17 protein-coding genes and 1 pseudogene are annotated in these 18890 nt (G+C 65.7%); 4 read left to right on the forward strand and 14 right to left on the reverse strand.

Annotation, left to right across the window (positions count from 1 at the left end; all coding sequences use genetic code 11):
- Positions 1–118 precede the first annotated feature (118 nt).
- Positions 119–1888, forward strand: coding sequence for a glucan ABC transporter ATP-binding protein/ permease (locus EN857_RS23945; protein ID WP_128274934.1), 1770 nt, complete (start codon positions 119–121; stop codon positions 1886–1888).
- A 240-nt stretch (positions 1889–2128) separates the two neighbouring features.
- Positions 2129–2881 (forward strand): heme ABC transporter permease, encoded by a 753-nt coding sequence (locus tag EN857_RS23950; protein ID WP_127286087.1) that lies wholly within the window; start codon positions 2129–2131, stop codon positions 2879–2881.
- Here EN857_RS23950 and EN857_RS23955 read toward each other — a convergent pair whose 3' ends face one another.
- A complete protein-coding gene (locus EN857_RS23955; RefSeq protein ID WP_127310220.1) occupies positions 2882–3940 on the reverse strand; it encodes a D-TA family PLP-dependent enzyme in 1059 nt (352 codons plus the stop codon).
- A gap of 155 nt (positions 3941–4095) precedes the next feature.
- Here EN857_RS23955 and EN857_RS23960 point away from each other — a divergent pair, with 155 nt between their 5' ends.
- Complete coding sequence (locus EN857_RS23960; protein ID WP_127287325.1) at positions 4096–4782, forward strand: D-lyxose/D-mannose family sugar isomerase; 687 nt, start codon at positions 4096–4098, stop codon at positions 4780–4782.
- A 223-nt stretch (positions 4783–5005) separates the two neighbouring features.
- On the opposite strand, the gene EN857_RS23965 is transcribed toward EN857_RS23960, so the two are convergent.
- Genes EN857_RS23965 through EN857_RS23990 form a run of 6 tightly spaced genes read right to left on the reverse strand, consistent with a single transcriptional unit; the run spans position 5006 to position 10959 of the window.
- Positions 5006–5872 carry an RDD family protein gene (locus tag EN857_RS23965; protein ID WP_127392038.1) on the reverse strand — a complete coding sequence of 289 codons (867 nt, stop codon included), beginning with the start codon at positions 5870–5872 and terminating at the stop codon, positions 5006–5008.
- The gene (locus tag EN857_RS23970; protein WP_128346378.1) at positions 5859–6878 is read right to left on the reverse strand and encodes a stage II sporulation protein M; all 1020 of its coding nucleotides are present in this window, start codon (positions 6876–6878) and stop codon (positions 5859–5861) included. Before EN857_RS23970 ends, EN857_RS23965 begins: the two co-directional genes overlap by 14 nt.
- Positions 6875–8179 carry a DUF58 domain-containing protein gene (locus EN857_RS23975; protein ID WP_127392036.1) on the reverse strand — a complete coding sequence of 435 codons (1305 nt, stop codon included), beginning with the start codon at positions 8177–8179 and terminating at the stop codon, positions 6875–6877. Before EN857_RS23975 ends, EN857_RS23970 begins: the two co-directional genes overlap by 4 nt.
- Positions 8176–9132, reverse strand: a complete 957-nt coding sequence (locus EN857_RS23980) for a MoxR family ATPase (RefSeq protein WP_127286825.1) — start codon at positions 9130–9132, stop codon at positions 8176–8178. Before EN857_RS23980 ends, EN857_RS23975 begins: the two co-directional genes overlap by 4 nt.
- Positions 9119–10330, reverse strand: a complete 1212-nt coding sequence (locus tag EN857_RS23985) for a DUF4350 domain-containing protein (protein ID WP_127392035.1) — start codon at positions 10328–10330, stop codon at positions 9119–9121. Before EN857_RS23985 ends, EN857_RS23980 begins: the two co-directional genes overlap by 14 nt.
- Entirely contained in the window at positions 10327–10959 is a 633-nt protein-coding gene (locus EN857_RS23990; RefSeq protein WP_127392034.1) for a DUF4129 domain-containing protein, read from the reverse strand. The genes EN857_RS23985 and EN857_RS23990 overlap by 4 nt, the downstream gene beginning before the upstream one ends.
- A gap of 145 nt (positions 10960–11104) precedes the next feature.
- Between EN857_RS23990 and EN857_RS23995 the strand changes: the two genes are divergently transcribed.
- Positions 11105–11893: a hypothetical protein gene (locus EN857_RS23995; protein ID WP_128276083.1), complete on the forward strand. Its 789-nt coding sequence runs from the start codon at positions 11105–11107 to the stop codon at positions 11891–11893.
- 124 nt (positions 11894–12017) lie between these two features.
- On the opposite strand, the gene EN857_RS24000 is transcribed toward EN857_RS23995, so the two are convergent.
- The 7 genes and pseudogenes from EN857_RS24000 to EN857_RS24030 all read right to left on the reverse strand — a co-directional run bounded on the left by EN857_RS24000 (position 12018) and on the right by EN857_RS24030 (position 18764).
- A complete protein-coding gene (locus EN857_RS24000; protein WP_135859276.1) occupies positions 12018–12851 on the reverse strand; it encodes a hypothetical protein in 834 nt (277 codons plus the stop codon).
- 81 nt (positions 12852–12932) lie between these two features.
- Complete coding sequence (locus EN857_RS24005; protein ID WP_127394366.1) at positions 12933–13142, reverse strand: hypothetical protein; 210 nt, start codon at positions 13140–13142, stop codon at positions 12933–12935.
- Positions 13143–13145: 3 nt separating this feature from the next.
- A pseudogene (locus EN857_RS24010) lies at positions 13146–13383 on the reverse strand (hypothetical protein); the annotation flags it as partial.
- A gap of 125 nt (positions 13384–13508) precedes the next feature.
- On the reverse strand, positions 13509–15149 hold the full coding sequence (locus EN857_RS24015; RefSeq protein ID WP_128346376.1) for an ABC transporter substrate-binding protein: 1641 nt from the start codon (positions 15147–15149) through the stop codon (positions 13509–13511).
- Positions 15150–15492: 343 nt separating this feature from the next.
- Positions 15493–16458, reverse strand: a complete 966-nt coding sequence (locus tag EN857_RS24020; RefSeq protein WP_127393565.1) for an alpha/beta hydrolase — start codon at positions 16456–16458, stop codon at positions 15493–15495.
- A 10-nt stretch (positions 16459–16468) separates the two neighbouring features.
- A complete protein-coding gene (locus tag EN857_RS24025) occupies positions 16469–17146 on the reverse strand; it encodes an isochorismatase family protein (protein WP_127393566.1) in 678 nt (225 codons plus the stop codon).
- 322 nt (positions 17147–17468) lie between these two features.
- Positions 17469–18764: a Xaa-Pro peptidase family protein gene (locus tag EN857_RS24030; protein ID WP_127393567.1), complete on the reverse strand. Its 1296-nt coding sequence runs from the start codon at positions 18762–18764 to the stop codon at positions 17469–17471.
- Between the last annotated feature and the right edge of the window lie 126 nt (positions 18765–18890).

The following is an 18890-nucleotide window of genomic DNA, read 5'->3' on the forward strand; positions in this document are numbered from 1 at the left end:
ATCTTTTGTTCGCAGAATGGGAACGGAAGAGCTAGACGGGCATTGTTTTGCGACCCGTTAACCGGTACGTGTCAAGAAATGGTGCACTGCACAATGAAAGTTTGGCGGAGTAGCTGAAGTGTCACTTCTGCAGATCTACTGGAGAGCCCTGGGTTATCTGGCTGCCGACAAGAAGCGCGTCGCGCTGATTTGCGCCGCCAACGTCGCCCTCGCTGCGATCGCGATCCTCGAACCGATCCTGTTGGGCCGGGTGATCGGTGCCATCTCTGAAAACGGCCCGGTGTTTTCGACGCTCGCCGTCTGGGCTGCTCTCGGCGCGTTCAACGTCATCGCTGTCGTGCTGGTGGCGCGCGGCGCCGACCGCTTCGCCCATGCCCGCCGCTCGGAGGTGCTGTGCCAGTCCTTCGAGCGCGTCATCACCATGCCGCTCGCCTGGCATCACCAGCGCGGCACGTCCAATTCCCTGCAAACGCTGTTGCGCGCCATCGAGACCCTGTTCAGCCTGTGGCTCGAATTCATGCGCGTGCATCTCTCGACGGCTATCGCGCTGGTGCTTTTGGTGCCGACCGCGCTTGCCATGGACATTCGCATGTCGCTCGTGCTGCTTGGCCTTGGCGTGCTCTATGTCGCCATCGGCCGCATCGTCATGCGCCGCACCAAGTCCGGGCAGACCGCCGTCGAGCGCCATTACCACACCGTGTTTGCCCATGTGACCGACAGCGTCAGCAATGTCGCCGTGCTGCAGAGCTACAACCGCATCGGCCATGAGACCGCGACGCTGAAGCGCTACGTCAAGGATCTGCTGGACGCCCAGAAGCCGGTGCTCGACTGGTGGGCGATCGCCAGTGCGCTGAACCGGCTGTCGTCGACCATCTCGATGATGATCGTGCTCTCGATCGGCGCCTACCTCGTCACCCGTGGTCAGCTCCGCGTCGGCGACGTCGTTGCCTTCATCGGCTTTGCAGGGATGCTGATTGCCCGCCTCGATCAGGTGTCGGCTTTCTCCAGCCAGATCTCAGAGGCGCGCGCCAAGCTCGAGGACTTCTACCGTCTCGAGGACTCTGCCGCTGACACCGCCGAGCCGGACGGCCTGCGCGAGTTGGCCAACGTCACCGGCCACGTCCGCTTCGAGAATGTCGGCTTCGAGTTCGCCAATTCGGGCCAGGGCGTCGACGACGTCTCCTTCGAGGTCCAGGCCGGTCAGACGGTCGCCATCGTCGGTCCGACCGGCGCCGGCAAGACGACGCTCATCAACCTCTTGCAGCGCGTCTTCACGCCGTCCAGCGGCCGTATCCTGATCGACGGCATCGACACCCGCTCGGTGACCCGCAAGTCGCTGCGCCACTCGATCGCCACCGTGTTCCAGGATGCCGGCCTGCTCAACCGCTCGATCGAGGACAACATCCGCGTCGGCCGCGCCGAAGCGACCTACGACGAGGTGCACGCCGCCGCCAATGCCGCCGCCGCGCAGGATTTCATCCTGTCGAAGAGCAGCGGCTACGACACCGTCGTCGGCGAGCGCGGCGGCCAGCTTTCGGGCGGCGAGCGCCAGCGCATCGCCATTGCCCGCGCCGTGCTCAAGGATGCGCCGATTCTGGTGCTCGACGAGGCGACCAGTGCGCTCGACGTCGAGACCGAGGACCGCGTCAAGGAAGCGATCGACGAGCTGCGCCGCAACCGCACCACCTTCATCATCGCCCACCGCCTCACCACCGTTCGCGACGCCGACCTGGTCGTGTTCATGGACAAGGGCAGAGTGGTCGAGCAGGGAGGCTTCGCCGAGCTGTCGCTCCGCAACGGCCGCTTCGCCAGCCTGCTGCGCGCCGGCGGCCTGCTCAACGACGAGGAAGTCCGCCGCCTCAGCCGCACGGTGACGGAAGCGGCGTAACCAAGCGCCTTTCCCTTCTCCCCTTGTGGGAGAAGGTGGCCGCGAAGCGGCCGGATGAGGGGTGCTCCAGCTTGGCATAGCCTTGTTGCGAACCGCCTCATTTCTTCCAACACCCCTCATCCGTCTCGGCGCTGCGCGCCGACGCACCTTCTCCCACAACAAGGGGAGAAGGAAGAGCCTGCCCTGCCTGCGACAACCGCTCGATTGCCCAACACACGCCGCCGGTCTATTTAAAGCCGCATGAGCGACACCACTTCACGCCTGAGCGGCTGGGCCGACCTCGCCAACCCGACGCGCTTCGTCGGGCTGGCCGACAGGCTGGTGCCTTGGCTGGCCGCGGCCGCGGCGCTCCTTCTTGCCGCCGGGCTCTATATGAGCTTCACCGCGCCAGAGGATTTCCAGCAGGGCATCACGGTGCGCATCATGTACATCCACGTGCCTTTCGCCTGGCTCGCCATGATGTGCTACTCGCTGATGGCGGTTTCTGCGCTCGGCACGCTGGTCTGGCGCCATCCGCTGGCCGACGTCGCGCTGAAATCGGCGGCCCCCATCGGCGCCACCTTCACCGCGCTTGCGCTGGTCACCGGCTCGATCTGGGGCAAGCCGATGTGGGGCACCTGGTGGGTGTGGGACGCAAGGCTCACCTCGGTCTTCGTGCTGTTCTTGATGTATCTCGGCATCATCGCGCTGACCCGCGCGCTGGATGACGTCAGCCGCGCCGCCTGGGCCGCCGCCATCATCACCCTGGTCGGCTTCATCAACATCCCGATCATCAAATTCTCGGTCGACTGGTGGAACACGCTGCACCAGCCGGCCTCGGTGTTCCGCATGGGCGGCTCGACCATCGACGCCTCCATGCTGAGGCCGCTGCTGGTGATGGCGCTCGGCTTCACCGTGCTGTTCTTCGCCCTGCATTTGATGGCGATGCGCACGGAGATTTTCCGGCGCCGGGTGATCGCGATGCGCAGGGTCGCGGCGCGCCAGGCTAACTGATCAACCCATCCGTCCCCGCGCCGCCACCGGCAGCGTTTCCAGCACCTTGTCGCCGTCGATCAGATGCACCTGGTCGAACAGGTTCGTCACCACGCAGCAATGGTCCGGCACCACGCGAACGCGCTCGCCGATGCGAAGCTTTGCATCGCCGGAAAGCGTGACGTTGCCGTGTTCCTCGCTGAGGCCCGTCACCCTCGCGCCCGGCATTCCCAGCAACTCGCCGAAATCGGCCAGCCCCAGCGTGTCGCTGGACAGCGCCTTGCTGCCGCTATCGAGGATGGCGCGGGTCGGCGTCGGGTGGCTGACCACGGTGGCGAGCACCGTCAGCGCGCAATCGTCGAGGCTGCCGACGCCTTTGGCGACCTGGTAGCGGTCCAGGTAAATGTAGGTGCCAGGCCGGTATTCGGTGACGACGCTATCGTCGCCCGAGCGCCACATGTCCGGCGTGCCGCCGCTGGAGATGCGCTGGCACTCGAGCCCCGCCGCGGCAAGGGCCTGCTTGGCCCCTGCCAGCCATGCCTCCGCCTCCGCCTGTTTGCCGGCAGCCGGATAGGTCATCAGCCCGCCGAAGGTCAGTCCCTTGGCGCTGTCGATCGCCTTCGCCAGCGCCAAGGCTTCGGCCGCCGTCTGGACGCCGCAGCGGCCCATGCCGGTATCGCACTCAACCAGCACCTGAAGCGGGTGACCGGCATCGGCAAAGGTCGCGGCAAGACCTTCCAGCGTCTCCTTGCTGTCCGCCGTCACCGAAAGCGTCACCCGGCCATGCAGCGCCTTCAGCCGCTCCAGCTTGGTGCGCCCGAGAATGTTGTAGGGGAGAAAAATGTCGGTCAGGCCGGCATCGGCCATCACCTCGGCCTCGCCGATCTTCTGGCAGGTGATGCCGACCGCCCCGGCCGCCACCTGCTTCTTCGCCCAATAGGGCAGCTTGTGGGTCTTGATGTGCGGCCTGAGCTTCAGGCCATGACGATCGGCATGCGCCTGCGCCTTCCTGATGTTGGCTTCGGCGCGTGCGGCGTCGATCAGGATCGCCGGCGTATCGAGGTCGTCTATGCTTGGCATGAGATTGTCACCACCACAAAAACCGGTCGCGTTATGGCCCCGATCCGGCCGGATGTCACGAGGCCAGAGCCGTCGGTTTGCGTCGACAGCCGACCGGCATTGAGCTATTCGGATTGGCAGATTGCAGCAGTCAGCGGCCGGAAGGAAGGGAACCCATGAAGCGCTCCAAAATCAACGACATCATCCGCGAAGCCGACGCCTTCATCCGCTCCTTCGGTTATATCATGCCGCCCTTCGCCTATTGGTCGCCGGAAGAGATGAAGGCGCATAAGGGAGACTCTTCGGCGATCTTCACCTCGCGCCTCGGCTGGGACATCACCGACTACGGCCAGGAGAAGTTCGACGAGCTCGGTCTGTTCCTGTTTACCGTCCGCAACGGCCGCTACGAGGACATGAAGCTTGGCATGGGCATGCTCTATGCCGAGAAGATCATGATCTCGCGCAAGGACCAGCTCTCGCCGATGCACCGCCACAACATCAAGGCCGAGGACATCATCAACCGCGGCGGCGGCAAGCTGGTGCTGGAACTGTTCATGCACGACCGCGACGGCGGCATCGATCCCAAGGCCGAAGTGTCGGTGCCGGTCGACGGCACCATCCACAGACTGCCGGCGGGCGGGCTGTTGAAGCTCGATCCGGGCCAGAGCGTCACGCTTTTGCCCGGCGTCTGGCACGCCTTCTGGGCCGAGGGCAAGGACGTGCTGATCGGCGAGGTCTCGACCGTCAACGACGATCTGACGGACAATGTCTTCCGCGAGCCGATCGGCCGCTTCTCCAACATCGACGAGGACGTCGTGCCGCTGCACCTCCTGGTGTCGGACTACGAGAAGTGGGTGGGGTAAGAAATCAGCCCAGCGAGCCAGGTTTCGGTTCAAAAGTATTGTGAGTCGGCGCTGCCCCTCATTGCCCTGCCGGGCATTTCTCCCCGTATAGTGACGGGGAGAAAGGACTTGTCGCGTGGGGTTTCGCCAACCGCAGGCGCGGCTATGGCCTTCTCCCCGTTTACGGGGAGAAGGTGCCCGAAGGGCGGATGAGGGGCGGCGCGCCAGGTTCCAGTATCTGCCGCTACCGCGCATGCTTGTCCGCCTTGCGGTTGCCGAGCAGCAGTTTGCGCTCGAGATGCGCCCTGAGCTCGCCGTAGTAGGCCGTGAGGAACGCCCTGGAATCCGGCGCTTCGATCGTCACGCCGATCTTCTTCCCGATCATTTCGGCCACTGTCTTCAGCGCGAAATAGTCGTCGCGGCGTAGCACTTCTTCCAGCTTGTGCAGTTCGGCGATGCCGTAGGCATCGAGTTGGGCCGAGCTGAAACGGAAACGGGCGGCGACCGGGTCCTGCCTGCGCGACAGGTCTTCGACCAGCTTCAGCTTCGGCGCTTCGACCACCCAGGTTCCGGCGAGCAGGTCGCCGATGCGCAGGCGGTCGCGGTTGAACAGCGGGAAGAGCGCGAAGAGCAGCGCCCACGCCAGCCCGAAAATGGTCGTCAGCGTGTCGGCGACGCCGGCGCCGCCGCGCCCGGCGATGATCGACAGCGGCAGGAAGATCTCGATCTCGCGCATCAGATTGCGCGCGATGACCTGATCGACCGACAGGCCGGCGCCGCTGCGCGAGGCGACGCGGATGCCGACGATGCGCTTGCCTGGCGTCGCGGCGCGGCGGCCGGCTTCGAAGGCGATGAAATAGGCGTTGCGCAGCAGGAAGATCAGGATGATCCAGACGACGAACAGCGGCTGCAGCCCGCCGAAGCCGATGCCGCGCAGCCCGAACAGGGCGACGATCGTGATGACGATCGCAGCAGTGGTGATGATCACCACATCGAGCACGAAGGCCGCGGCCCGCGTGCCGGCATCGGCAAGCCTGATGCGCAGATCGACGCCTTCCGGTGTGATCAGCGGCCGCGTCGGCGCGAGGGTGGCGCGTCTAACCGTCGCCATGCCGCACAATCCTCAACAGATAGAAATAGGCGCACCATAGCGCCAGCATGCCGCCGCCGATGGCATAGCGGGCGCCGTCGCCGGTGATGGTCTGCCGGCCGATGCCTTCGAGCAGGCCGGCGAACAGAAGCATCACCACGACGCCGACCATGGCGGTCGCCGCGATGCGCCCGGCCTGCGCCGCCGCCGCCATGCGGGTCAGTTCGCCGGGGAAGGCGATGCGCGTGCCGATGCGCATGCCGGCCGCACCGGCAAGCGCGATGGCGAACAGCTCGGTCGTGCCGTGGATGGACAGCCAGCCGCCGAGCTCGAAGCCGAGCCCCTTGGCGGCGTAGATCTGGAATATCGCGCCGAGCATGCAGCCATTCATCAGGATGATCAGCACGCTTGGCACGGCAAAGGCAAAGCCGAGCGCGAAGGCAAGGATCGCCACCTGGGTGTTGTGGGTGAAGAGATAGGCGGCGAAGCTCGACAGGAACTGGTTGTCGGCGCCGTCATAGAGCACGCTGCGCAGCATCGCGGCCGACGAATCCGGATTGCGGCCGCCGGCAAGGCTGGGCGCGATGATGGCGGCGTACCAGCCCTTGTTGGAAGCCACCAGCCAGTAGCCCGCGCCCGCGCCGACCGCCGTCAAGCCGACAGTGACCAGGGTTTCGCGCCACAGTGCGCGTATGGCGTTCGGCCAGTCGTGAAGGAAGAAATCGCCGATGCGCTGCCGCAAGCCGCGCCGGGCGCCATAGAGGTAGAAATAGCCGCGCAGGCAAAGTGCTTCGAGATACGCGACAAGCGCATGGTCGAGCGAGGTCGCCCTGGCCACCGACAGTGACGACAGCGCCGAGCGATAGAGTAGCGGCAGCGACAGCAGTTCCTCTTCCGAAAGCGTGCGCGGCGCCCGCTTCTCGACCCGGGCCAGCAGCGCCTCGAATGCCTTCCAGTCGGCCTCGCGTTCCTGGCGGAAGCTGGCCAGCGTCTGGCGCACCGCATCGGTGCCGGCCGGGTTCGTCACAGCAGATTCTCCTGCTTGAGCTCGAGATAGCGCTCGACCAGCGCCGGGCCGAGCCGCTGGTGGTCGGCCTCGATCACATGCGCGCCGAGCAGCCTCAGCCGGCCGATCACGACCTGCCGTTCCCGCAGCAGGCCGCCGGCGGTGACGGCGCGCGCCACATCCTCCGGCGTCGCGGGCGGCATGTCGGCGAGGCTCTCCAGTTCGACATCCTTCATCATCATGAACAGCACCAGATGCCGCTCGGTCAGCCGGCCGACGGTGCGCAGCATCAGCTCGGCGCTGATCGGATCGACGAAATCGGTGAAGATGATGACCAGCGAGCGCCGGTCGAGCTTGCCCGAAAGCGTCGTCAGCGCCAGCGTGAAATTGGTTTCCTCGCTGGAATAGTCGATTTCGGCCGCCCGCTTCTGGATCATCGGGAAGCTGGCCGAGCCGCGCACCGCGCCGCTGGAGATGCGCGGCCTGGCATCGAAGGAGAACAGGCTGACGAGATCGCCGCCTTTCAGCGCGATGAAGGCCGATAGCAGCGCCGCCGTCACCGCGCGGTCGACCTTGGGCACGCCGTCGACCGGCTCGCACATCAGGCGTCCGCTGTCGATGGCGAGCACGATGCTGTTGTTCTCCTCGATCCGGAATTCGCGGGCCAGGAGCTTGCCGTGGCGGGCGCTGCGCTTCCAGTCGATCATCCGCCGGCCCATGCCGGGCTGGTAGTCCTTCAGCGCCTCGAATTCGCGGCCCTGGCCAGCCCGCTTTTGGGCATGGCCGTCAGCCTGCGCCGAGCGTTGCAAAAGCGTGATCGCTTCGTCGCGGGCGCGGCTGACGTCGGGCAGCACAGCGACCTTCTCGTCCATCGGCAGCACGACCTGGTTCCAGACCAGCCCGAACGGCCCGCGCCAGCGCAGCCACAGGCGGTCGAAATTGGCCATGCCGCGCCTCAGCGCCGTGAATTCGAGGTCGAGCGTTCCGCCATTCGCCGGCAGCGCGCCGCCGGTGCCATGGATCGGCTCCAGCCGCTGGTCATGGCCCACGCGCGCCTGCAGCATGCGCGCCTGCTTGCCGAGACCGGCAGCGACGCGGACGGCGAAACGCCCGCCGACGCCGACCTGCGGCGGCGCGTCGAGGCTGGCGCTGAGCGAGGCGCGCCCGCGTCCGGCGGCCGCGTCCACCGCCAGGAAGGCAAGCAGCAGGCAGATCCAGAGCAGGCCGATATACCAGAAGGACGGCAGCGCGAGCGCGATCAGGAAGGCGGGAATCGCGCCCGCCGCCGCTGCCCAGACCGCTCTACCGCTCGGATAGATCAACGCGGCGCTTCCGTCTGGTCGACGAGGTCGGACACGATCTGCTCCACCAGCCGCCCGTCGATCTGCGCGGCCGGCGAGAGGATGACGCGGTGGCGCAGCGCCGGCACGGCGAGCGCCTTGACGTCGTCGGGGATCACATAGGAACGGCCGTCGAGCGTCGCCCGCGCCCGGGCCGCCCGCGCCAGCATGGCGCCAGCGCGGGGGCTGGCGCCAACCTCCAGGTCGGGGCTCTCGCGCGTGGCGCGCACGAGCGCCGCGATATAGTTGACGACATCGTCGACGAGGGTGACGGAGCCGACGGTGTCGAGCGCCTTTTCCAGCGTCTTGCGGTCGGTCTGCGCCTTGATGCCGTATTGCGCGATGTCGTGCGAGGCGGAGCCGCCGCCGTGATGGACGATGATGGCGCGCTCCTCCTGCAGGTCCGGATAGCTCACTCGGTGCTTGAACAGGAAGCGGTCGAGCTGCGCCTCGGGCAGGGGGTAGACGCCCTGATGCTCGATCGGGTTCTGCGTCGCCACCACCATGAAGTTGCGGCCGAGCGAGTGCGTGGTGCCGTCGAAGGTGACGGCATGCTCCTGCATGGCTTCCAACAGGGCGGCCTGCGTCTTCGGCGGCGTGCGGTTGATCTCGTCGGCAAGCAGCAGGTCGCAGAAGATCGGGCCGCGCGTCAGCGTGAACTGGCCGGTCTGGAAATTGTAGATGTTGGAGCCGACGATATCGCCGGGCATCAGGTCCGGCGTGAACTGGATGCGTCCATAGGCGACGCCGAGCGCCTGCGCGAAGCAGCGCGCTGTCATGGTCTTGGCGGTCCCCGGCGGCCCTTCGAGCAAAATATGCCCGCCGGCGAACAGCGCGGTCAGCATCAGGTCGACCGTGTCGCGCTGGCCGGTGATCGCTTTCGCCACTTCTTCCCTGATCGCTGTCGCCAGGGCCTTCACATCATCGACGTTCACCGAGCCTCCTTGCCGTCCAGTCGTGCAGCCGCTCGGCTGCCTCATGCATGTCCGCCAGCGAGCTGGCATTGTCCGCGGCCTTGAGCCGCGTCGTGAACCCCTGGGCCTCGCCCTTGTCGCGGGAATCGAGCCAGCGGTCGAGCGCCTCGCCCTGCAGCCCGTGCGGCGCGCCGAGCAACGCGCCGGCGCGCTGCCGCATCAGCGCGCCATAGCGGTCGCCCAACTCGTTCAGCCGTCCGGCGCGCTTGAACAGCATCGCCGTAGTGTCGACCAGCGCCCGCTTGCCGAAGGCTATCGCCCGGCCCTCGGCGCGCGGCGGGCCGAAACGGCCAAGCCCGTGCAGGAAGGCCAGCGCAGCGGCGGCCAGGATCGACAGCGTCAGCGCCAGGAAGGGCGGTTCGACCAAAAGCTTGGCGAGATCGTATTTGCGCCCGGCGCCATGCAGCGTGAGGTCGAACATCACGGCGCCCTTGCCAGGCTCAAGCATGGCGATCAGATCGAGCGCCGCCCTGGCCCTGTCTGGATCCTTGAGCGCTGCGTTGTTGATGAGGTCCGGATCGGTCAGGATGTAGAATGGCTTGTCGTCGAGTTCGGTGAGAACGCCCTTGCCGTTGCCGGCCGAGATCAGCGGATGATCGTCGGCCACCCATTGCATGTCTTCCGGCGCGGCAACGAGATGGCCGTTGATGTCGAGTTGCTCGACCGTGCTCTTTCCTTCGCCAAGCTTTGCCTTGCCGATCCGGCCCAGCCATTGATTCACGGCCGTAGCGGGCAGCCGCTCGATCTTGATATCCCAGCCTTCATGCTGCTCGAGCGGCGTGGTCTGCCATTTGGGCAGCACGAACAGCGTGGCCTTGTCTTCGCGGAGCTTGACGATGCGGTCGAGCGCGGCTGGGTCGCTGTCGGGCGAAATGGTGACGATCAGCAGGAAGCCAGACATCAGGCCGGTGCTGAGGTCCTCCTCGCTGCGCGCCATCGGCGAAGGAGTCCCGGTCAGCTTGAGCCATTCCACCAGCCCCGCATAGCCGGAGCCGCCCTTGGACAGCGGCGTCGCGCCGCCGCCGGGTTGGCGAAAATCCGGCGCATAGGTCGATAGCAGAAAGAACCCCGCGGCGGCGAACAGGCTGGCGAAAATGCCCCAGAACAGCGTTCTGCGGCTGAACGGTTCCTGTACCGTCTCGGCCGCCGGCGCGCTCATGCCCAGGCATCCCGGAAGGCGAACCGCTCATAGGCGCCGCGCGCTTGCTGCCAGCCTTCGGCGCCGACCGGCCGGCGGGCGAACAGCGCCGCCTCGACGATGCGTGCGATCTCGCTGAACGCGCCGCGTGGCCGCGCCGGCAGGGAAGGAGCATTGGCGATGTCGCGCGCCGTCAGCGAGGGACGCAGGAAGTCGGGCAGGCGCCCGGCTATGTCGGCGACGCTGCGACGAAGCAGGAGATGGACCGCCTCGTCATAGTCGCCGCGCGCCGCGAGCGCGTCGGCTTCCGACAGCAGGATCTGCGCCATCGCGGCATCGGGGCGCCATTCCTCCTGCGCCTCGGCTTCGCCCCGCGCGCGTCGCCACGGCAGGCGCCAGGCGATGCCTTTCATTTCGAGGGCGATCAGGAACAGGATGATCACGGCGCCCGATATGACCGCGCCCCAGAACAGGTAGATCATATAGGGGCCGAGCTGTGACAGGAAATCCAGCAGCGGCTTCAGCCAGGCCGGCGGTTCGGGCTGCGCGAAGGCCGGCAGGTCGAACTGTATGGACGTGTCGGCCAGCAGCTGCTTGTGCACTTTCGCCAGCCATTCGGCGTCCACTGTGCCCGGCTGTGCAACTGCCACCCGCTCGCTCCCCCGTAAACCCGCCGCGCCGACACTGGCAACGCGACACAACAATTGCAAGTAGGCTAGACGCTAAGTGTTAATCTTGTCACATTTACTGTCATGCGAACCAGCCATTATGCGGCTGTGGTTAAGGGGGCAGACTATGACTTCGACGACACTGGCACGGCCAGAGAAATTCCAGATCGGCAAGGTACTCAACAACAGCTTTGCCGTCATCAATCGCAATATCGGTCTTTGCCTGGGGCTTGCCGCGCTGTTCTCGGGGCTGCCGACATTCGTTTTCCAGTTCTGGAACGAGGTGCGAATGGGCGGCCTGGCGGCTGGCGATCCGGCGGCGCTGGCTATGGCCGATCCCGCCACCATGTTCCGCGATTCGATGCTGACCCTGGTCTTCGCGATGCTCTATTTCATCCTGTCGCTGCTGCTGCAGTCGGCGCTGGTCAGGGCAACGATCGAGGACATGAACGGCAAGAAGCCGACTTTCGGGGATTGCATCCAGATCGCGCTCCGCTGCCTGCTGCCGACCATCGGCATCGGATTGATGGTTGCCCTCGGCGCCGGCCTCGCCTCGATAGCGCTGCTGGTGCCTGGCATCATCCTGTGGCTTGGCTGGTCGGTGGCGGTGCCCGCCCTGGTGCAGGAGAGGCTCGGCGTCTTCGGCTCCATGTCGCGCAGCCGTGCGCTCACCAAGGGCAGCCGCTGGGCGCTGTTCGGCCTCTTCCTGATCCTCATCCTGATCGCCTTTGGCATCCAGATGGTGCTCGGCACGGTCGTGCTGCTCTTTGGCGGATATATCGCCATTGTCCTCGGCGCTGTGGTCTCGGCGTTCATGTCGACGCTGATGTCGATTGCCTCCGCGGTCACCTATGTCGAGTTGCGCCAGGTCAAGGAAGGCACCAGCGTAGAGGATCTGGCGGAAATCTTTTCCTGACGGAGAAGATCGCCGCCTTCACCACATGATGGAGGCGGCGTCGTCGGAGACCTTGCCGGCGCCGCCATCGGCGAGCGCCTCAGGCCGCCCGCTCGGCAGCACCGCCGTGATGCAAGCAGCCTTCTCACGGTTCCAGGGCCTTGAGCGCCGCCGGAACCGGATAGCGGTTGCCGTCATAGCGGAGCCGGTAGGTTCGTTTCACAGGCTTGCCGGGGTGCGACAGGCATTCGCCCTGCGTGTCGAGGTCGGGCTCGTCGGTATCCCTCCGCTCGACCACGCTGATGTCGCGATAACCGTGGTGGCTCGCCGATCGCATCGACAGGCCGGCCTTGCTGGAATGAAAGGATCCGGCGCAATTGGCGTCGCCTTCGCCGCCATAGCTGTCGACGACGAGGCCGTCGAGCACCAGGCGCAGCCCATCGCGGGTGAGGGCATAGAGCCTGAGGTCGGTTTCACGGAAGGGATTGGGCCGAGAATCGCTTGCCATTTCGATGCGCAGGCCGAAGGCGCTTACATCGGGCGCCAGCCTGTAGCGGCCGGTATCGAACTCGATCTTGCGGATGTAGATGGCATCATCATTCATCAGCCCGGGCTGGAGCAGGCGCTGGCGCACCCGCAGGCTGTTCATGTCGAGGACGAGAATCTCGATATCGCCGACATGCTGGCCGTCGCCGGACTTGGCGCTGTCGATCAGTGGCACAGCGACCAGCAGCAGGTCGTCATGGGCGGGCCAGACCTTGCAGACCAGGCCGAATGAATTGTCACCTTCCCGCAGCGTCAGGGAGATGCTGGTATGGGGTTCCAGCGTGAACGATCTTTCGTCGGCGCTCTTCTGCGCATTGGGATAGGCCAGTTGCACCAGCGCGGCGGCATCGCCGCAATCGTCCGCCGCGGCCCGGGCGGGCGACAGGCCGGCGGCGGCGAGGCCGAGGAAGAGACTACTTAGCACCAATCGCATGGGGTTCTCACGTCGCGGGGCCGGGTTGGATCAGGACTTGTGTACGCGAGATTGGTGACGGCGCACAGGGGCGGGCCATCCTCAATGGCAGCAGTCGTGCCCTGAATGCACGCTTGTCCTGCACAGGCAGGACGAGGTGATCGGCACGTCGGTCTTTGCCAACGCCGTGGCGAGCCTGGCCTGGAACCCAGGCAACTGGTCGGTCTCGCCGCGCCGCCCCAAGCATTCGACCAGCCCGTGCAGCGCCCAGACATTGTCCGGGATGCTGGGCGCGGCGCTGAACTGTGCCACTCAGGCCTCGGCCTCGCCATGCTCCTTCCAGGTCAGGTTGTAGAAAGGCCCCGCGGCATAGGCGATGCCCCAGTGCACGAAGGCGCAATCGGGATCAGTCCGCAGCGCCTTCGCGAAGCATTTTATGCCTTCCGTGGTTGAAGCCGTAGCACCAGTTCAGCCCGATATCGAACCAGCGCTGCGTCTCTGCCGAGGATGTGGAAATTGGGCGGCGGTAGGTGCCGAGGTCGAAGTGATCCATGCCTGACTGCTTCCGCGCTTGCCGGTCTGAGGCCGCATGCAATCTGTGCTGAATGGGCGCATATGGCAACGGCCGGCGCGGCTCAGCAAGAGCCGTGCCGGCCGGGGTTGCCACCCTGGGAGGGATCAGGACTCCAGCCACACTTTCTCGAAATGCTGCTCGAGCGACTGGTGCTGCTCGCAGCCTTGCACGCCCTTGCGGTAGGTGCGGTAGACCGAGCGCCAGTAGGGCTGGATGATGATGCCGCTATCGCGCAAATTCTGCTCAATCTTGGCCATGATCTCCTTGCGCTGGGCGGCATCGGGCATCGCCAGCGCCTTGTCGAGAAGCTCGTCGAACTCCTTGTTGGCATAGGCGCTTTCGTTCCAGGCGGCGCCCGATTTGTAGGCAAGCGCCAGCACCTGCACGCCGAGCGGCCGCCCCAGCCATTCCGTGCAGGAGAAGGGGTATTTGCTCCAGTCGTTCCAGAAGGTGGCGGCCGGCAGCACGGTGCGCTTGATCTTCAGGCCCGCCTCCCGCATCTGCGCGGCGATCGCGTCGCCGGTGCTCTTTTGCCATTCGACGTCGACCGAGATGAGGTCGAATTCGTGGTCCGCCTTGCCGGCCTCGGCGAGCAGCTTTTTCGCCGCGTCGACGTCGCGCTTGGCCGGGCCGATATCGGCGAATTCCGGATGCATCGGGCCGACATGGTGGTTGTCGGCGGGTTTGCCGCGACCGTCGATGCCGAGCTTCAGCACGGCCGAGTTGTCGACGGCAAGCTGGGCGGCGCGGCGCACCTTGGCGTCATCGTAGGGCGCATTGCCGACGTTGAAGCGGGCGACGATGGTCGAGCCGGTGGCGATCTCGGAATTTTCGAGCCCCATCTCTTCGGTCTGCGATACGGCGTCCGAAGCCGTCTCGTGGTCGGTGTCGATCTCGCCGGATTCGAAGGCCGACAGCATGGCGTTGGGATCGGAGCCGTAGTCGACCCATTTGATGCCATCGAGATGGAACTCGCCCTTCCACCAGGGCTTGTCCTTGCGCTTCACCTCCGCACCCGTCTCGGCGTCCCAGCTCACCAGTTCGCAAGGGCCGGTGGTGATGGCTAGAGCCTTCTTCGGGTCGCCGTCGCCCTCATAGGAGCGGTGCATGATCAGAGCCGGATAGTCGGCCATGCCGGCGATCAGCGAGATGTCGGGCTTGGGCAGGTTGAGCTTGACGGTGAAGTCGTCGACCTTCTCGATGCCGCCATCGACCGGCTTCTTGGTGTCGGCGTTGACCAGTGCGCCCATGCGCGCGGCGACCGAATTGCCGGCGACGGAGGCATCGCACCAGCGCGTCAGATTGTGGACGACGTCATCGGCGTTGAAGGCGTCGCCGTTCGACCAGCTGATGCCCTTGCGCACATGCAGAGCGATCGTCCTGGCGTCATCGCTGGTTTCCCAGCTTTCCAAGAGCCACGGCTCGAAGCTGAAGTCGGTGTTCCAGCGCACCAGATATTCGTTGCAGTGGCGCGCCACGTTGGACATCTCGACACCGTCGAAGGTGCGCGGATCCTTGAAACCCTTGACGTTCATGGCGACGCGCAAGATGCCGCCCTTTTTTGGCTCCTCCGCGCGGGCAGGCGACGTGCCGAGCCCGCCCAACGCGAAGGCGCCGGCGGCGCTGACGCCGAAGCCGGCCATGATGGCAAGATATTCGCGCCGGCTGATGCCGCCTTTCCTGAAATCGTCGGCGGAGGGCTTTGCCCGCGGGTGCAGTTTTCTGTCGGTCAGCATGAATTTCATCGTCGTTCCCTCCCTGTTGGGCGCCCCGGCCGGTCGCGGTGCGGGGGGCGGATGCGTCTCGCCGGAGCGCCCGTTGGCCTGCGGCGATGATAGGGCGGGGTTACTCAGGGAAATGTTCGCTTTTCCGCAGTTCTTGTGCGCTGTTCCGCACGTGGGTAGCGCCAATCTCCCCCGTGTGGGGGAGATGCCCGGCAGGGCAGAGGGGGGCGCTGTCCCGCCCAGCATCTCGGCTATTCAGCGCCGCTGCGATGACGAATGGTTTTGAATCCTAAGGATTCTGAGGGGCCGCGATCCTTCGCGCCCCCCTCTGGCCTGCCGGCCATCTCCCCCACAAGGGGGGAGATCAGCGCTCCATCGCCGCGCCAAGCCTGCCAATATCCGCAACAATTCTCGCAAACGCTTCGCCGGCGCGCGGCACGCTGTTGCGGGCGCGCAGGAAACTGTGCACCAGCCGCGGCTCTTCCTGAAACCAGGCCGAGCCGCCGGCGGCGACGATGCGGTCGCGATAGGTCTCGCCGTCGCACGACAGCGGATCACACGCGGCCGTGATGATGAAGGTCGGCGGCAGATCGGTAAAATCGCTGTCGCGCAGCGGCGAGAAGGTCGGATCGTCCAGCGATTGACCCGGCGCGGACCGGAAGCGGCGGTAGGACTCGATATCGCCGACGTCGAGCAGCGGCGCCTCGGCATGCTCGAGATAGGAGCGGCCCGTCTCGCCGCCGAGTTCGGGGTAGATCAGCACTTGGCCGGCGGCGTGGCGCTGGCTGCGGCGCGTGGCGTGCGCGACAGCCGCGGCGAGATTACCGCCGGCGCTCTCGCCGCAGAGCACGATCGGCAGCGCGCTTGTCGCCGCCACCCATTCGAACACGGCGAGGCAATCCTCGAAGGCGGCGGGATGGAGATGCTCCGGCGCCAGGCGGTAGTCGGCCGAGATCACCTCGAAGCCGGTGGCGGCGCAGATCTCGGCGCAGATGTCGTCATGGCTGTCGAGATCGCCGAGCACGAAGCCGCCACCATGGTAGTAGACAACGATCGCCCGCGCCACCTTGCCGGCCATCCGGTAGCGCCGGACCGCGATGTCGCGTCCGTCGGCCGAGACCACATCGTCACTCGCCGTGACACCGGCCGGACAGCCTTGGTGGAAGGCACGGCACATCGCGTTGTAGACCGCCCGTTGCTCCGCGATCGGCCGCGCCGCGATCCCGGGCGGAAACCAGGCATTGACCTGGTCGATATAGTCCCACAGCTCCGGGTCGAGCAGGGTGGCGTATTTCCCCCGCCTGGTCGCTTCGATCTGGTTCGCGCCCATCGGCTTGCCGTCAGAGCTCGTCGTAGAGCCGCGCCGCGTTCTCGTAGGTGAAGCGCAGCGGCACCGAGCCCTCGACCTGCCACGCATCGACCGTGTCGCCCGCCAGCAGCCGGCAGGCATCGAGCGTGCCGGTGACGGCGCCGCCATAGAGCCGGTTGGCGAGGTTGAGGATGGCGGTCTGGTGCATGGCCGCGCTGCCGCTGCCGCAGGCATCCTTGACCAGCAGCACGCGGAAACCACGCGCCACCGCATCCTTCACCGTGGCGTCGATGCAGGCCTCGGTCCAGACGCCGGCAATCACCAGCCATTCGATGCCCGCCGTCTTCAGCCGGTCGGCGAAGGCGCCGTTGCCGAAGGCGCTGGCCTCGGTCTTGACCAGCATCGTCTCGCCCTCGGTCGGCGCCACGTCCGCGCAGATCGCCGTCAGCGGATCGTCCTTGTCGGAGAAGGCCGACTTGCCGCTGGCGTCCACCGGATGGAACGGCCGCGCCTCGGCAAGGTCGACGATGTAGGCGAAGTGGTAGAGCGGCACGAAATTGCGTCGCGCCGCCGCCTGCAGCCGCTGGACATTGGCGAGGATGCCGCCGAACCCTTCGACCAGATAGCGTTCGTCCTTGCGATGCTCCTCCTGGAGATCGATGAACACCGCGGCCACGGTGCCGCGTCGGATGGCGATGGCTGTCTTCATGCGGATGCTCTCGAAGGGGTGCCGCAGTGTGAGGGGTTCTGCGGCAGACTATCAGTTTCGTCATTCCAGGGCGAAGCAGCCGCAAAGCCGCGTCGCGAAGCCCCTGGAATCCATGCCGTTACCTCTAGCGAAGAATGCAGCGGAACAGAATTCTGCACCGATGCAACGCTCCGAAGTAACGGCATGGATCCTAGGGTCTGCGCCGCGTCGCTTCGCTCCTTGCTTCGCCCTAGGATGACGACGTCACATTTGCTGCGGCCAATCTCGAAGGCCTGCGATAGCGTATGGGCGGCGCCAACAGAGCGTATCGGCATCAAATCGCTCATTCCAAGAACTCGTCCTCATACGGAAACCGCGACAGCAACTCCGTCCCTGTCTCGGTGATCAGGATCTCGTCCTCGAGCTTGACGCCCTCGCGGCCGCCTTTCTCGCCGATATAGCTTTCGACGCTGACCACCATGCCGGGCACGATGATGCCGTCACGGCCATAGGTTTCATAGTCCATCGAGTGCGCGATGAAAGGCGTCTCGCCATGCATGCCGACGCCGTGCATGACCGAAGTGTAGCGCTGGTCGACGAAGCGGTCCGGGATCTTCCAGGCCTTCTCGGCGATCTCGCGAAAAGCCATGCCGGGCCTCACGATGCCGATATTGTGCTGAACCTGGTCGTGCGCCATGCGGTAGAGCGACTTCTGGTAGGCGGTCGGCTTGCCCGGCCCGCAGCGGAAGGTGCGCGAGAAATCGGAATAATAGCCGTAGCAACCGATCGTGTCGGTATCGAGCGCGACCAGTTCGCCCGGCCTGATCTTGCGCCCGCTCGCCTCGCTGAACCACGGGTTGGTGCGCTGGCCGGAGGTGAGCAGCCGCGTCTCGATGAACTCGCCGCCCTGGCGGATCACTTCGCCATACATGATGGCGAACAGCTCGTTTTCGGAGACGCCGGGCTTGATCGCCTCGCGTACTGCGGACACCGCGGCCTCGGCGCCGGCCATGGACGCCTGCAGGCATTTGACTTCCTCAGGCGTCTTCACCGCGCGCACGGCCAAAATCTCGCCCTGGCAATCGCGCACCTCGCAGCCGCGCTTTTCGAGCGCCAGCGCCTGCAGATGGCTGCAGCGGTCGAGCCCGAGCTTCATCGAGCCGCCGCCATGCTTCTTCAGGAGTTCGGTGACTTCGTCGGCGAACGGCCCGGCGGTCTCGTCATCGCGGCCCGATACCGAGGACCAGACCAGCTTCGACGGCCGTGCCTCGTCGATCGTATCGAGCACCATCGAGACGTGGTAGCTCTGCGGATATTCGAACAGCACCACCGGCCCGTCGGTCGGGATGAAGAAATAGCGGGTCGAGTTGCGCAGGAAGTAGCCGAACATGTTGCGCGAGCCGGTGGCGTAGCGCTGGTTGTAGGGGTCGAACAGGACGACCGCGCCATAGCCTGCCTCGCGCATCCAGCCGCGCAGTTTCTTGAGCCGCCCCTTGCGCAGCGCATCCGCATCGATGAAGGACGGCTCGGTGTCGGAGAGCCACATGCCGCCCGCCGGATCAGCGGCCGCCGGATGGCGCATGCGATCCTTGAAGTCCACATCCTCGGTGCTGTCGGGGTCGAAAACGACGATGCTCATGGCGGTCCCTCCTGATGCGGAGAACATGGGCTATGCGTTGCAAGAAGTGTGTGCGAATTCCCGCAAATGTCGTGCCGGATGCCGCAGATGTGGTGAGGCGAACTACAGGCGCCGAGATCCTTCGCG

The organism is Mesorhizobium sp. M4B.F.Ca.ET.214.01.1.1, assembly GCF_004791545.1.
Classification (GTDB): domain Bacteria; phylum Pseudomonadota; class Alphaproteobacteria; order Rhizobiales; family Rhizobiaceae; genus Mesorhizobium; species Mesorhizobium abyssinicae.

Coding starts and splice junctions, on each gene's coding strand:
- EN857_RS23950 (WP_127286087.1), top strand. CDS start 2,129: ATGAGCGACACCACTTCACGCCTGAGCGGCTGGGCCGACCTCGCCAAC.
- EN857_RS23955 (WP_127310220.1), bottom strand. CDS start 3,940: ATGCCAAGCATAGACGACCTCGATACGCCGGCGATCCTGATCGACGCC.
- EN857_RS23960 (WP_127287325.1), top strand. CDS start 4,096: ATGAAGCGCTCCAAAATCAACGACATCATCCGCGAAGCCGACGCCTTC.
- EN857_RS23965 (WP_127392038.1), bottom strand. CDS start 5,872: ATGGCGACGGTTAGACGCGCCACCCTCGCGCCGACGCGGCCGCTGATC.
- EN857_RS23985 (WP_127392035.1), bottom strand. CDS start 10,330: ATGAGCGCGCCGGCGGCCGAGACGGTACAGGAACCGTTCAGCCGCAGA.
- EN857_RS23995 (WP_128276083.1), top strand. CDS start 11,105: ATGACTTCGACGACACTGGCACGGCCAGAGAAATTCCAGATCGGCAAG.
- EN857_RS24000 (WP_135859276.1), bottom strand. CDS start 12,851: ATGCGATTGGTGCTAAGTAGTCTCTTCCTCGGCCTCGCCGCCGCCGGC.
- EN857_RS24015 (WP_128346376.1), bottom strand. CDS start 15,149: ATGAAATTCATGCTGACCGACAGAAAACTGCACCCGCGGGCAAAGCCC.
- EN857_RS24020 (WP_127393565.1), bottom strand. CDS start 16,458: ATGGGCGCGAACCAGATCGAAGCGACCAGGCGGGGGAAATACGCCACC.
- EN857_RS24025 (WP_127393566.1), bottom strand. CDS start 17,146: ATGAAGACAGCCATCGCCATCCGACGCGGCACCGTGGCCGCGGTGTTC.
- EN857_RS24030 (WP_127393567.1), bottom strand. CDS start 18,764: ATGAGCATCGTCGTTTTCGACCCCGACAGCACCGAGGATGTGGACTTC.